General features: G+C 60.5%; 15 protein-coding genes. 13 read left to right on the forward strand and 2 right to left on the reverse strand.

Annotation, left to right across the window (positions count from 1 at the left end):
- Positions 1–5 precede the first annotated feature (5 nt).
- From rplR to LVD12_RS15740, 13 genes are all read left to right on the forward strand, one after another.
- Complete coding sequence (gene rplR, locus LVD12_RS15680) at positions 6–356, forward strand: 50S ribosomal protein L18 (protein WP_237068661.1); 351 nt, start codon at positions 6–8, stop codon at positions 354–356.
- Between the two features lie 10 nt (positions 357–366).
- Positions 367–873, forward strand: a complete 507-nt coding sequence (gene rpsE / locus LVD12_RS15685; RefSeq protein WP_237068662.1) for a 30S ribosomal protein S5 — start codon at positions 367–369, stop codon at positions 871–873.
- A gap of 38 nt (positions 874–911) precedes the next feature.
- Positions 912–1,097, forward strand: a complete 186-nt coding sequence (gene rpmD, locus LVD12_RS15690) for a 50S ribosomal protein L30 (protein WP_067086993.1) — start codon at positions 912–914, stop codon at positions 1,095–1,097.
- A 1-nt stretch (position 1,098) separates the two neighbouring features.
- Positions 1,099–1,533: a 50S ribosomal protein L15 gene (gene rplO, locus LVD12_RS15695; protein ID WP_237068663.1), complete on the forward strand. Its 435-nt coding sequence runs from the start codon at positions 1,099–1,101 to the stop codon at positions 1,531–1,533.
- 11 nt (positions 1,534–1,544) lie between these two features.
- Entirely contained in the window at positions 1,545–2,891 is a 1,347-nt protein-coding gene (gene secY, locus LVD12_RS15700) for a preprotein translocase subunit SecY (protein WP_237068664.1), read from the forward strand.
- A gap of 42 nt (positions 2,892–2,933) precedes the next feature.
- The gene (gene rpmJ / locus LVD12_RS15705; RefSeq protein ID WP_010133825.1) at positions 2,934–3,050 is read left to right on the forward strand and encodes a 50S ribosomal protein L36; all 117 of its coding nucleotides are present in this window, start codon (positions 2,934–2,936) and stop codon (positions 3,048–3,050) included.
- Positions 3,051–3,437: 387 nt separating this feature from the next.
- Positions 3,438–3,794: a 30S ribosomal protein S13 gene (gene rpsM, locus LVD12_RS15710; RefSeq protein WP_069946939.1), complete on the forward strand. Its 357-nt coding sequence runs from the start codon at positions 3,438–3,440 to the stop codon at positions 3,792–3,794.
- 77 nt (positions 3,795–3,871) lie between these two features.
- Entirely contained in the window at positions 3,872–4,261 is a 390-nt protein-coding gene (rpsK, locus tag LVD12_RS15715) for a 30S ribosomal protein S11 (RefSeq protein ID WP_069946940.1), read from the forward strand.
- Between the two features lie 15 nt (positions 4,262–4,276).
- Entirely contained in the window at positions 4,277–4,897 is a 621-nt protein-coding gene (gene rpsD, locus LVD12_RS15720) for a 30S ribosomal protein S4 (RefSeq protein WP_237068665.1), read from the forward strand.
- Positions 4,898–4,924: 27 nt separating this feature from the next.
- Entirely contained in the window at positions 4,925–5,929 is a 1,005-nt protein-coding gene (locus tag LVD12_RS15725) for a DNA-directed RNA polymerase subunit alpha (protein WP_237068666.1), read from the forward strand.
- A gap of 132 nt (positions 5,930–6,061) precedes the next feature.
- Complete coding sequence (rplQ, locus tag LVD12_RS15730; RefSeq protein ID WP_069946943.1) at positions 6,062–6,457, forward strand: 50S ribosomal protein L17; 396 nt, start codon at positions 6,062–6,064, stop codon at positions 6,455–6,457.
- Positions 6,458–6,596: 139 nt separating this feature from the next.
- Complete coding sequence (locus LVD12_RS15735) at positions 6,597–6,839, forward strand: DUF1315 family protein (protein ID WP_237068667.1); 243 nt, start codon at positions 6,597–6,599, stop codon at positions 6,837–6,839.
- Between the two features lie 460 nt (positions 6,840–7,299).
- On the forward strand, positions 7,300–9,477 hold the full coding sequence (locus LVD12_RS15740; protein ID WP_237068668.1) for a penicillin acylase family protein: 2,178 nt from the start codon (positions 7,300–7,302) through the stop codon (positions 9,475–9,477).
- 17 nt (positions 9,478–9,494) lie between these two features.
- On the opposite strand, the gene LVD12_RS15745 is transcribed toward LVD12_RS15740, so the two are convergent.
- Both LVD12_RS15745 and uvrA read right to left on the reverse strand, forming a co-directional pair.
- The gene (locus LVD12_RS15745) at positions 9,495–10,724 is read right to left on the reverse strand and encodes an Nramp family divalent metal transporter (protein ID WP_237068669.1); all 1,230 of its coding nucleotides are present in this window, start codon (positions 10,722–10,724) and stop codon (positions 9,495–9,497) included.
- Positions 10,725–10,798: 74 nt separating this feature from the next.
- Positions 10,799–13,624, reverse strand: a complete 2,826-nt coding sequence (gene uvrA / locus LVD12_RS15750) for an excinuclease ABC subunit UvrA (protein WP_237068670.1) — start codon at positions 13,622–13,624, stop codon at positions 10,799–10,801.
- Positions 13,625–13,844: the final 220 nt, after the last annotated feature.

A 13,844-nucleotide genomic window follows, 5' to 3' on the forward strand; every position in this document is an offset into this window, starting at 1 on the left:
TTGAAATGAACGTTAAGAAGCAATCTCGCTTGCGTCGTGCACGTCGTGCCCGCGCCAAGATCCGCGAGCTCGGCGCTGTTCGCCTGACCGTGAACCGCACGCCGCGCCACATTTACGCACAGATCCTGTCCGCTGACGGCGACAAGGTATTGGCCTCCGCCTCTACCCTCGATAAGGACCTGCGCGCAGGTAAAACCGGTAACGTCGACGCCGCAACAGCGGTTGGCTCCCTGATCGCCGAGCGCGCCAAGGCAGCCGGCGTTGAAGAAGTCGCCTTCGACCGCAGCGGTTTCAAGTACCACGGCCGCGTCAAGGCCCTGGCTGACGCTGCCCGCGAAGCCGGTCTGAAATTCTAAGGGTTGAGTTATGGCTAGAGAGAAAGACAAAAGCAACGACGAAGGCCTGCAGGAAAAGCTGGTCCAGGTCAATCGCGTTGCCAAGACTGTAAAAGGTGGTCGCATCTTCGCTTTCACCGCGCTGACTGTTGTCGGTGATGGTAATGGCCGCGTCGGTTTCGGTCGCGGTAAAGCCCGCGAAGTACCGGTCGCTATCCAGAAGGCGATGGAAGCTGCGCGTCGCAACATGATTCAGGTTGACCTGAATGGCGACACCATCCAGTACGCCACCAAGGGTATCCACGGTGGTTCCAAGGTATACATGCAGCCGGCCTCCCAGGGTACCGGTGTCATCGCCGGCGGTGCCATGCGCTCCGTACTGGAAATGGCAGGCGTACACAACGTACTGGCAAAGTGCTACGGCTCCACCAATCCGGTGAACGTAGTGCGCGCTACTTTCGACGCGCTGGCTCAGATGAGCAGCCCGGAAGACGTGGCGGCCAAGCGTGGCAAGTCTGTTGAAGAAATCCTGAACTGATCGCGGTTCGGACCAAAGGTTATTTAGTGGGTAAGACCATGGCTAAGAAGACCATTAAAGTCACCCAGATCAAAAGCATCGCCGGACGCCTGAAAAACCATCAGGCGTGCGTTGCCGGTCTGGGTCTGCGCCGCATCGGTCACACTGTGGAAGTGGAAGACACTCCGGCTGTGCGCGGCATGATCAACAAAGTGAACTACCTGGTGAAGGTGGAGGGGGAATAACATGCGTTTGAATGAACTTTCTCCCGCTGAAGGTCACAAGCATTCTGCCAAGCGCGTTGGTCGCGGTATCGGCAGTGGCCTGGGCAAGACCGGTGGCCGTGGCCACAAGGGTCAGAAGTCCCGTTCCGGTGGCAGCGTTCGTCCGGGCTTCGAAGGCGGTCAGATGCCGCTGCAGAAGCGCCTGCCGAAGTACGGCTTCACTGCGTACACCTCCCGCTTTGCGGCGGAAGTACGTCTGGGCGAGCTGAACAAGGTAGATGCGGACGTAATCGATTTGGCAGCGCTGAAGAATGCCGATATTATCGGCAGCCACGTAAAACGCGCCAAAGTGTTCCTTTCTGGCGAGCTGACCAAGGCAGTGACTGTCAAGGGTCTGGGCGTCACCAAGGGTGCGAAAGCGGCCATCGAAGCTGCTGGCGGTAAAGTAGAAGACTAATTGAGGCCCCAATGGCACGACCAGGATCCGGCGTAAATTCCCTGGGTAACAGCAAGGGATTGGGCGAGCTTTGGGCTCGCCTTCGTTTTCTGTTCCTCGCGATACTCGTGTACCGCGTAGGTACCCATATTCCGGTGCCCGGCATTGATCCGGAGAAGCTGTCCAACCTGTTCAACCAGAACCAGGGAACCATCCTTGGCCTGTTCAACATGTTCTCGGGCGGCGCACTGGAGCGCATGAGTATTCTGGCTCTGGGCATCATGCCGTACATCTCCGCGTCCATCATCATGCAGTTGATGACCGCGGTGACTCCGTCCCTCGAAGCCCTCAAAAAAGAGGGTGACGCGGGACGGCGCAAGATCAACCAGTACACCCGGTATCTCACCGTCGTACTGGCCCTGATCCAGGGCATCGGCATGACATTTGGCCTCGCTGGCCAGAACCTCGCCTATTCGGCGGAGCCGGCATTCGGTTTCTACTTTGTGGCCGTGGTGTCACTGGTGACCGGTGCTGTCTTCATGATGTGGCTGGGTGAGCAGATCACCGAGCGCGGTGTTGGCAACGGCATTTCCATGCTGATTTTTGCCGGTATCGTAGCCGGGCTGCCCAGTGCCATCGGTCAGGCGTTTGAACAGGCCCGTCAGGGCGAGCTGCATATCCTGCTGCTGTTGGCGATCGGCTTTGTTGCCATCGCTGTGGTCTACTTCGTCGTCGTGATGGAGCGTGGCCAGCGCCGGATTACCATTAACCATGCCCGCCGTCAGGCCGGTCGCTACTCAGCTGCTCCCGCAGCTCAGTCCAGCCACCTGCCGCTGAAGGTCAACATGGCTGGTGTAATCCCGGTGATCTTTGCCAGCAGTATCCTGCTGTTCCCTGCGACTCTGGCGCAGTGGTTCGGTCAGGGCGGCGAGGGACTCGGCGCACAGATCCTGCAGTGGATGGCTCTGCAGCTTGGCCCTGGCCAGCCGCTGAACATCATCCTGTTTGCGCTGCTGATCGGATTCTTCTGCTTCTTCTATACGGCATTGATGTTCAATCCGAATGAAGTGGCCGACAACCTGAAAAAGTCTGGCGCGTACGTGCCCGGCATTCGTCCCGGTGAGCAGACGGCCCGCTATATCGACAGCGTGCTGACCCGTCTCACCCTGGTCGGAGCCGTGTATATCGCACTGGTCTCCCTGCTGCCGCAGTTCCTGGTGGTAGGGCTGAACATACCCTTCTATCTGGGTGGTACATCGCTGCTGATCGTTGTGGTCGTGGTGATGGACTTCATGGCTCAGGTGCAGTCGCACTTGCTGTCGCACCAGTATGAAGGCTTGATGAAAAAGGCGAACCTGCAGGGCTACGGTCGCCGCTGATAGCGGTGCCGGCATGCGGTTTAAGTGAACTGAGGTAGGATCATGAAAGTACGCGCTTCTGTTAAAAAGATCTGCCGTAACTGCAAGATCGTGCGCCGCAAGGGCGTTCTGCGGGTTATCTGCAGCGCTGAGCCGCGCCACAAGCAGCGGCAGGGCTAAGCACGGAACCTGCAAGCTCTGCTTTGCACCGTGTTTGGAGTCCGGCCATGGATGGCCGGGCAGGCGTCGCTCCAGGAAGGGGTTCCAGGCGCCAGTATTCGAACCAGCCAGTGACTGCGGCCCCCGCGGTGACCGGCGACACCGGTAGCCTTGGCTGCTGGTGGGGACTGAAAAGTCATCTTTTTGGTTCCAATTGGGGGCGTTGACTGTCGTCCGCTTCTCTCCACGATCGGTTCGGGGAGAGGGCGGGCTATTGCAATTTAGTGTCTGAAAAGCTATTCTTGCGCGCCTTTTTGGTGGCGCAGGCCGTTTTTTAGTCGCTGTCAGCGCCGAATTCTAAGTTGAGTCACATTTGAGAGTGGCTCCCAATACGTGGAGTATGCCTCTATGGCACGTATTGCTGGTGTCAATGTACCAGACCACAAGCACGCCGTGATCTCCCTGACCCATATCTATGGGGTTGGTCGCACTACGGCTAAGTCTATTCTGGCAGCGGTTGGTATCGCTGAATCCACCAAAATCCGCGATCTGTCTGAAGAGCAGATTGAAACCATCCGTGGCGAAGTTGCAAAACTGACCGTGGAAGGTGATCTGCGCCGCGAAGTTTCCATGAACATCAAGCGTTTGATGGACCTGGGTTGCTTCCGCGGTCTGCGCCACCGTCGCAGCCTGCCGCTGCGTGGTCAGCGCACCAAGACAAATGCCCGTACCCGTAAGGGTCCGCGCAAGCCGATTCGCAAGTAAGACGCGGAATCGCGGTTTAACAAGCCCCTCTCCTCGGTTGAGATGGGGGGATTTGATACAGGATTTAGGATACAGGTATGGCTAAGCCAAAAACTACTGTTCGCAAAAAGGTCAAAAAGACCGTTGTCGACGGTATTGCCCACATCCACGCATCGTTTAACAATACGATCGTAACGATCACTGATCGTCAGGGTAATACCCTCAGCTGGGCCACTGCTGGTGGTTCCGGTTTCCGCGGCTCTCGTAAGAGCACGCCGTTTGCAGCCCAGGTTGCCGCAGAGCGCGCAGGTAATGCCGCTCAGGAATACGGCCTGAAAAACCTCGATGTCGAAGTTAAGGGCCCTGGCCCGGGTCGCGAATCCGCTGTTCGCGCACTGAATAACTGCGGCTTCAAGATTACCAACATCACCGACGTGACGCCGATCCCACATAATGGTTGTCGTCCGCCCAAGAAACGTCGCGTGTAAGAGGGGGCTGACAAAATGGCACGTTATATTGGACCAAAATGTAAGCTTTCCCGTCGGGAAGGTACCGATCTGCAGCTGAAAAGTGGTGTTCGCCCGCACGATTCCAAGTGTCGCGCGGAAACCAAGCCGGGCCAGCATGGCGCCGGTCGTGGTCGCCTGAGCGACTACGGTGTACAGCTGCGTGAAAAGCAGAAAGTTCGCCGCATCTACGGCGTACTGGAAAAGCAGTTCCGCAACTACTATAAGGAAGCGGCGCGCCTCAAGGGTGCTACCGGTGAAAACCTTCTGCAACTGCTGGAAAAACGCCTGGACAACGTGGTTTACCGCATGGGCTTTGGCGCTACCCGCGCTGAGGCGCGCCAGCTGGTTTCCCACAAGGCGATTCTGGTCAACGGCAGCGCGGTCAACATCCCGTCTTACCAGGTCAAGGCTGGTGACGTGATTTCCATCCGCGAGAAAGCCAAGAAGCAGATGCGTATCCAGAATTCCGTTTCCCTCGCCGCCCAGCGTGGCGATGTCGAGTGGGTAGACGTCAACGCGAGCAAGCTGGAAGGCACGTTCAAGCGTGTTCCGGATCGCGTCGATCTGCCGGCAGAGATCAACGAAAACCTTATTGTGGAACTCTACTCCAAGTAAGGGATACAACTTTAAACAGGTATGGCTATGCAGACTGCTGTCAACGAGTTTTTGACACCGCGTCGTATTGACGTCACCGAGTACAACCCGAATCACGCCAAGGTGGTTCTGGAGCCGCTGGAGCGTGGTTTCGGCCACACTCTGGGCAACGCACTGCGTCGCATCCTGCTGTCCTCCATGCCGGGCTGCGCCGTCACTGAAGTCGAGATCGACGGTGTTGAGCACGAGTACAGCGCGATCGAAGGTGTGCAGGAAGATGTAATCGAAATCCTGCTCAACCTGAAAGACATCGCTGTGGTCATGCACGGCAAGGATCAGGCCGTTCTGAGCCTGAGCAAGAAGGGACCGGGTGCAGTGACTGCCGGTGATATCCAGGTAGATCACGACATCGAGATCATCAATCCCGAGCACGTGATCGCCAACATCACCGGTGACGTTGAACTCAATCTGCGTCTGACCGTCGCGCGCGGCCGTGGCTACCAGCCCGCCGACGCCCGTCGCGACGACGAGGAAGAGACCCGTTCAATCGGCCGTCTGCAGCTGGATGCATCTTTCAGCCCGGTGCGCCGCGTTTCCTACAGTGTGGAATCCGCACGTGTAGAGCAGCGCACCGACCTGGACAAGCTGGTTCTGGACCTGGAAACCAACGGTACCCTGGATCCTGAAGAGGCTATCCGTCGCGCCGCGACCATCCTGCAGCAGCAGCTGGCCGTGTTCGTGGACCTGGAGGACAATCGTCCGTCCGACAAGCCGGCGGAAGAGCCGGAAGTCGATCCGGTTCTGCTGCGCCCGGTTGATGACCTGGAGCTGACCGTACGTTCGGCCAACTGTCTGAAAGCAGAAAACATCTACTACATCGGTGACCTGATTCAGCGCACCGAAGTGGAGCTGCTGAAGACCCCGAACCTGGGCAAGAAGTCCCTGACCGAAATCAAGGACGTTCTGGCCTCCCGCGGTCTGTCCCTGGGTATGCGCCTTGAGAACTGGCCGCCGGCCAGCCTCAAGGGCGACAGCAAGCTGAGCCCCCTGTAAGTATCTGGTAGGCGCGGCTACTGGCCGCGTGCTTAGAAAGAACCCGAGCGGTGCCTGCCCTGGCATTCACCGCTCCAGCACGACTTGCTGAGACAGCACCGTCGTTAGCAATATGTCGTAAGGAATTGAGTTATGCGTCATCGCTATAGTGGCCGTAAATTCAGCCGTACCAGCGCCCATCGCAAAGCCATGTTCAAGAACATGACCGCGTCGCTGGTTGAACACGAACTGATCAAAACCACACTGCCGAAAGCCAAGGAGCTGCGTCGCGTTGCCGAGCCGCTGATCACCCTGGCCAAGAAAGACAGTGTTGCCAACCGTCGTCTGGCTTTTGCCCGCCTCCGTGACAAGGATGCGGTCAAGAAGCTCTTTGAAGAGCTGGGTCCTCGCTACGAGGCCCGTCCGGGCGGTTACATCCGTATCCTGAAGTGCGGCTTCCGCGCCGGCGACAAGGCCCCGATGGCTTTCGTCGAGCTGGTTGACCGTCCCCAGGTTGAGGATGATGCAGCCGAAGCTGCTGAGGCGTAAGCACCAGTCAGCACCGAGAGGTCCGCATGGTCGGCCCTCTGCAGAAAAGCCGGTCTCTGACCGGCTTTTTTTTCGCCGGTTTGTTGTAAAATTGGCCGCCTTGGCGCATGCAGCGCCTGTCGTGATACCGGAGGTTTCCATGACCCTGCAGCAGTTGCTGGACAACCTGAATCCCCAGATCGTGGGTAGCCTGAAGCGCGCCATCGAGCTTGGCAAATGGCCGAACGGCCAATTACTGACAGACCAGCAGCGCGCACTGTGCGCCGAGGCCGTCGCCAGCTGGGAGGCGAGGAATCTTCCCGAAGAAGCGCGCATTGGTTACGTGCCCCCCAAGAAGACCCCCTGCGGCGATGACGACGAGAAGCCGCTGACCTGGGCTTAATCTCCACTGGCAACGCCGTCATCGATCGGGGCCGTTGGCGCGCGGAACAGCCATGACCCGCTATCCGCTCGGGCTTTCAGCGGTGTATACGGGGCGCGCATCACGTCCCGCCAGTTTCTGCTTCTGAAGCTTCCAGCCCCTTTTTGACTGACCGCTGGAACCCCTCAAGCGCTGTCCAGCCCTGAGCTCAGGAGCAGCAATGCGCAGCCATCCACAAGGTTCGATCCAGCCTGCACGGCTTTTTTGGCGATGCCGCTATCATCCCCCCTTGCCCAAATTACCCGTCGAGTAGTCGTCCTGCCAGGTAGCGCGTAAAGCTACCCAATTGGTGTGCTGAATCTGGGCAGTTGTTGCGGCAATAGCAGATATCTTCCTTTCTGTCCCCGCCGGACTTTATTTCGCCTCTACGCCCGGTAAAACTGGGGCATCAAGAAGTCGCCATCCTGATTCCGGAGCCGTCATGCGGTTATTGCTTTCTGTCACTTTGCTGTTGTCACTGGTATTGGCTGTAGCAGTCGCTCACCAGCCGCCCTCCGTCGAGAGTCAGGTGGCGGCCGCAGACTACCTCGAGCGGGGCCGTGGCTATGCTGTGGAAATTCTCCGTGACCAGTGGGGTGTCCCGCATATTTACGGTGCGACCGATGCGGATGCCGCTTTCGGGCTGGCGTTTGCCCATGCAGAAGATGACTTTGCCACCATTCAGGACGTGATCCTCGCCACCCGCGGCACTCTGGCGGCCGAGCGGGGATTGTCGGCGGCAAAAACCGACTACCTGGTGCAGTGGATGGCCGTCTGGGATGCGGTGGAGCGGGATTATCCCCGCCTGTCCGCCAACGCCCGTGCGGTCGCGGAGGCCTACGCCGACGGCATCAATGTCTATGCCGCGCAGAACCCGGCGCGGGTTTCCCGCTATCTGTTGCCGGTGACCGGCAAGGACCTGGTGGCCGGTTTCGCGTTCAAGACGCCGATGTTTTACGGTTTCGACAAAATTCTCGGGGAACTCCTCGATCCGCAGCAGCCGCGTGAAATAGCCAAGGCCGGTGAAGCTGCGTCAACCTGGAGCGAGACCCGCAGCCTGCCCATCGGCAGCCAGGGGATCGCGGTGGCGCCCCACCGCAGCGCCGATGGTGCCACCCGCCTGCTGATCAATTCCCACCAGCCGCTTACGGGCCCGGTAGCCTGGTACGAGGCGCGGGTGCACTCGCAGCAGGGCTGGAATATGGCCGGTGCTACCTTTCCCGCCTCACCGGTCATCCTGCACGGCCACAACGAAAACCTGGGCTGGGCGAACACGGTCAACAAGCCGGACCTGGTGGACATTTACCGCCTGACCGTCAATCCGGAGAATTCGGACCAATACCTGCTCGATGGGCAGTGGCGGACATTCGACAGGCGCGAGGCGCGCATCCGGGTAAAACTCCTGGGTCCGTTGCACTGGACGGTGACGCGGGAGATCCTGCTAGCTGAACACGGTCCGGTTTTCCGTACGGAACACGGCACCTACGCGGTGCGCTGGGCCGGCATGGGCGAAGCGCGCACGCTCGACTTTATGCTGGCGCTGAACAAGGCGAAAAACCGCCATGATTTTGAGCGTGCGCTGAAAATGCAGGCCATGCCCAGCATCAATTACGTCTACGCCGATCGCGAGGGCAATATCGGTCATTACTACAATGCCATGTTCCCGCAACGGTTGGATGGCCCGGATTGGGGCCCGGATCTGCCCGGCGATCGCTCAGAGCTGATCTGGCGTGGCTATCGGGATTTCCAGTGGATGCCGAAAACCCGCAACCCGGACTCCGGCCTGGTCTACAACGCCAACAATCCCCCGTTCCAATCCACGGACGGCGATGACGATCCGCGCAGGGCGGATTTCCCGGCTTCCATGGGTATCGAGACCCAGCTGACCAACCGTGCACTGCAGATCGAGGCGCTCTATGGCAGCCGGGAAAAAATCTCGGCAGCGGATTTTGAGCAGCTGAAGTACGACCACCACTATCACCCCGACAGCTACCAGGTCCGGCGACTGCGGCAGTGGCTGGCGGCGGACAAGCCAGAGAAGCTGAGACAGGGCGAGTACGCGTCCGCGCTACAGGCCCTGCGGGGCTGGAATTTGTCCACCGATCGCGACAACCTGCGCGCGGCGCTGGCGATTCTGACCCTCGCGCCGGTGCAGGAGGCCCGGGGAAAAGAAGTGGCTGACCACGAGCTGGATACTGCGTTCACTGATGCTGTGGATGCTCTGCGGCGGACTCACGGGCGCGTGGAGGTTCCGTTTGGCCAGATCAACCGGCACGTGCGAGGCGAACAGAGCTGGCCGCTGGATGGCGGACCGGACACTCTGCGGGCGGTTTACGGTGGCCCGCTGAATGACAGCGGCACCTTTGAAAACCGCGCCGGTGACAGCTTTATCATGGTGGTGGAATGGGATCCTGAAGGGCGGGTCAGCTCCCGGGCCATCCATAATTTCGGCTCGGCGACCCTGGATCCGGACTCTCCCCATTATGCGGACCAGGCGTCGCTGTTTGCCGACGAGCAGCTGCGCGGGGTGCCCTTCCGGAGGCAGGCGCTCGAGGAACGGGTGAGCCGACAGTATCGTCCCGGCACCGCCAGTGTGCTGGCACAGAGCAGCGGCGACTGATCCGGGAACGCGCGGCCTCAAAGCATCCCGAAAGCGGACAACAGGCTGCGTCCGCCGAGCAGCACGGTAACAAGGAGCACCACGCAACCCAGCAGGTTCTGCCAGTGGCTGTTGCGGTGGGCGCCCAGCCTCGGGGTGTTCATCTCCCACAGCAGGAAGCCCGTGACGATCGGCAGCAAGAGCCCATTGGCCACCTGCGCGAACCAGATTACCTCTACTGGGCGAACACCGAGGGTGGCAATGAGGCCGCCGCAAAGCAGCACCGCCAGCCACGCGAGCCTGAAGCCCGTGGCATTCATACCCCTTTGCAGGCCCAGCACGCCACGCAGGGCAAAAGCGGCGGCCAGGGGCGCGGTCAGTGCAGACGAGATGCCGGCGGCAAACAGGCCGATGCCGAGCAGGATCGAGGCCGCACTGCCGAATAGTGGTGACAGTGCACCGGCAAGCTCTCCAGCGTCCTCCAGCTGAATCTGGTGCCGGAAAAAGGCCGATGCCGCGGTGGCAAGGATGGCAATGGAAATGAGTCCGCCCAGGGGGATGGAAAAAAACAGGTCGCGTCGGGCCTCCGGCAATTGCTTTGCATCGTGCCACTTTTCGCTGACGCTGGCGCTGTGCAGGAACAGGTTGTACGGCACCACCGTGGTGCCGATCAGTGCGATGACCGTCAGTGCTGCGCCATCCGGAATGCCCGGGATCAGCAGCCCCTGTATCAGCTCACCGAGGTTCGGGCGGGTAACGGCAAAAGTAGCGAGAAACGCGAGACTCATCAGCGCCACCAGGGCGACCAGCGCCTGCTCGATCACGCGGTAGTTTCCCTTCCACAGCAATCCAAACGCGATGGCAGTGATCAACACCGCGGGCACATTGAGTGTGGTACTTTCCGTTGCGAACAGGTCACCGGAAAACGCGGTCACACCCACCGAAGCGCCGGCAATATTGCCGCCCTGGTAGGCGGCATTGCCAATGAAAATGGCACTGACCACCAGCGCCGTAGCTGACCAGCGGGCGAACGGGTGCTGGAAGCTCTCGCGGATATTTTCCCCCAGGCCCCGCTGGGTGACGATACCGAGGCGGGCCGCCATCTCCTGCAGGACCATGCTGGCGCAGACCGAAAAAAGCAGTGCCCAGAGCAGTGCGTAACCGAAATTGGCCCCGGCGAGGGAGGCGGTGATCACAGTGCCGGGCCCGATAAAGGCTGCGGTCACCATGGTGGCGGGGCCGATTTCCCGCAGCTTGCCGATTTTCATTATTGTTATGCTCGTGCCGGTTTTCGTTTTTCAGGGCTGGGCGACGGGCCGGCTCACCGATCGCCCCGCAGCATTCAGAACAACATGGGCTTCAGGAAGCGGCCGGTGTGTGAAGCCTTGTTTTCAGCCACATCTTCCGGGGTGCCGGTGGCGATGATTTCGCCACCGCCGGAACCGCCCTCGGGGCCCAGGTCCACGATCCAGTCCGCGGTCTTGATTACGTCCAGGTTGTGTTCGATCACCACGATGGTATTGCCGTGGTCGCGCAGGCGGTGCAGGACATCCAGCAGCAGCTGGATATCGGCAAAGTGCAGGCCGGTGGTGGGTTCGTCGAGGATATACAGGGTCTTGCCGGTGTCGCGCTTGGAAAGCTCCCGCGACAGTTTCACCCGCTGCGCCTCACCGCCGGACAGGGTGGTGGCCGCCTGTCCGAGCTTGATGTAGGAGAGGCCCACGTCCATCAGGGTCTGCAGTTTCTTGGCAATGGCCGGTACCGCATCGAAGAACTCCCGCGCTTCTTCGACGGTCATCTCCAGCACCTCATGGATGCTCTTGCCCTTGTAATGCACTTCCAGGGTCTCGCGGTTGTAGCGCTTGCCCTTGCAGGTGTCGCAGGGCACGTAGATGTCTGGCAGGAAGTGCATTTCCACCTTGATCACCCCGTCGCCCTGGCAGGCCTCACAGCGGCCGCCCTTGACGTTGAAGCTGAAGCGCCCCGGCTTGTAGCCCCGGGAGCGTGCCTCCTGGGTGCCGGCAAACAGATCACGGATGGGGGTGAAGATCCCGGTGTAAGTGGCCGGGTTGGAGCGCGGTGTGCGGCCGATCGGGCTCTGGTCGATGTCCACACACTTGTCGAAGTGCTCGAGGCCTGCCACTTTCTTGTAAGGTGCGGCCTTGAGGGTGGTGGCCTTGTTCAGTGCCGTTGCGGCCAGCGGGTAGAGGGTGGTGTTGATCAGGGTGGATTTGCCCGATCCGGATACGCCGGTGACACAGGTAAACAGCCCCACCGGAATTTCCAGGGTCACGTCCTTCAGGTTATTGCCGCGGGCGCCGTCGATGCGCAGCATAAAGTCCGGGTCCGCCACATAGCGTTCCTCGGGCACCGCAATTGATTTCTTGCCGGACAGGTACTGGCCCGTCAGTGAGCGCTCGCTCTCGGCGATCTTTTCTGCCGTGCCGGCCGCCACCACTTCGCCACCGTGCACCCCGGCACCGGGGCCGATATCGACAATGTAATCGGCGCTGCGGATGGCGTCCTCATCGTGCTCCACCACGATCACCGTGTTGCCGAGATCGCGCAGGTGGGTAAGCGTATTGAGCAGCCGCTCATTGTCCCGCTGGTGCAGGCCGATGGAGGGCTCGTCGAGAATGTACATCACGCCCACGAGCCCGGCGCCGATCTGGCTGGCCAGACGGATACGCTGCGCTTCACCGCCGGAGAGGGTCTCGGCACTGCGGTTCAGGGTCAGGTAGTTCAGGCCCACATCCACCAGAAAGCGGAAACGATCGCGCAGTTCCTTGAGAATCTTGTCAGCGATCTCCTTCTGGGCGCCGGTGAACTGGAGCTGGTTGGCAAAATAGTCAAAGGCGTCCCCCACCGGCAGTTCGGTAATCTGGGAGAGGGTGCGGTTGTCCACGAACACATTGCGGGCTTCCCGGCGCAGGCGGGTGCCGCCGCACTCCGGGCAGCTCTGGGTGCTGAGGTATTTGGCCAGCTCGTCGCGCACCGACTGGGATTCGGTGTCGCGGTAGCGTCGCTGAAAATTTGGGATGATGCCCTCGAAGGTATGGCGACGCACGGTGACATCGCCGCGGTCGTTGACGTAGCTGAAGTCGATCACGGTGTCGCCGCTGCCGTGCAGGATCACCTGGCGGTCCTTCTTGCGCAGTTTCTGCCACGGGGTATCCAGGTCGAAGCCGTAGTGATCCGCCAGGGAATCCAGCATGTGGTAGTAGTAGATGTTGCGCCGGTCCCAGCCGCGGATGGCGCCCTCGGAGATGCTGCTCTCCGGATCGAGGATCACTTTCTCCTCATCGAAGAACTGCTTTACGCCCAGACCGTCACAGCTGGGGCAGGCGCCGGCCGGGTTGTTGAACGAGAACAATCGCGGTTCCAGTTCATTCAGTGAGTAATCACACACCGGGCAGGCATGGCGGGCAGAGAACAGGCGCTCTTCCTCATCGCCTTCCATAAAGGCAATGGAGGCGATGCCATCGGTCAGGGTGAGGGCGGTTTCAAAGGACTCGGCCAGGCGCAGCTGCAGGTCGTCCCGCACCTTGAAGCGGTCCACCACCACCTCGATGGTGTGTTTCCTGCGCTTGTCCAGGGTGGGGGTGTCGTCCAGGTCACAGACCACGCCGTCGATGCGTGCGCGCACGAAGCCGTCACGGCGCAGGCGCTCGAACACGTGCAGATGCTCACCCTTGCGGTCGCGCACCACCGGCGCCAGCAACATGATCTTGGTGCCTTCCGGCAGAGCCAGCACCTGGTCCACCATCTGGCTGATGGTCTGCGCCTGCAGGGGCTCGCCGTGATCCGGGCAGCGGGGCTCGCCCACGCGGGCGAACAGCAGGCGCAGGTAGTCGTAGATCTCGGTGATGGTGCCCACGGTGGAACGCGGGTTGTGGGAGGTGGACTTCTGCTCGATGGAGATGGCCGGGGACAGGCCCTCCACGGTATCCACGTCCGGCTTTTCCATCATCGACAGGAACTGTCGCGCGTAAGTGGACAGTGACTCCACGTAACGGCGCTGCCCCTCGGCATAGAGGGTGTCGAAGGCGAGTGAGGACTTACCGGAGCCGGACAGCCCGGTAATCACGATCAGCTTGTCGCGGGGAATATCCAGGTCGATATTCTTCAGGTTGTGGGTGCGCGCACCCCGTACGTAAATCGTGTCCACGCTCTACCTATCAGTTGGCCGGAAAAACAGCGAAGTATAAGCCCGCCGTCAAGTGCGCCAAAACCACCCCGCGGGGTGAAGGCCGGATCCCCGTGCTTACGTTAGGGATCCGGTGGGCGGATTCCAAGCGGCGTTGCTGGAGCTGACGGGAGTGTGACGGTGGAGTCGGGGAGCTCGCGGAGTCGCCACTGACCAACCCGTGCGCCACTGGTACAATGCG

Source organism: Microbulbifer guangxiensis, assembly GCF_021729075.1.
GTDB lineage: Bacteria > Pseudomonadota > Gammaproteobacteria > Pseudomonadales > Cellvibrionaceae > Microbulbifer > Microbulbifer guangxiensis.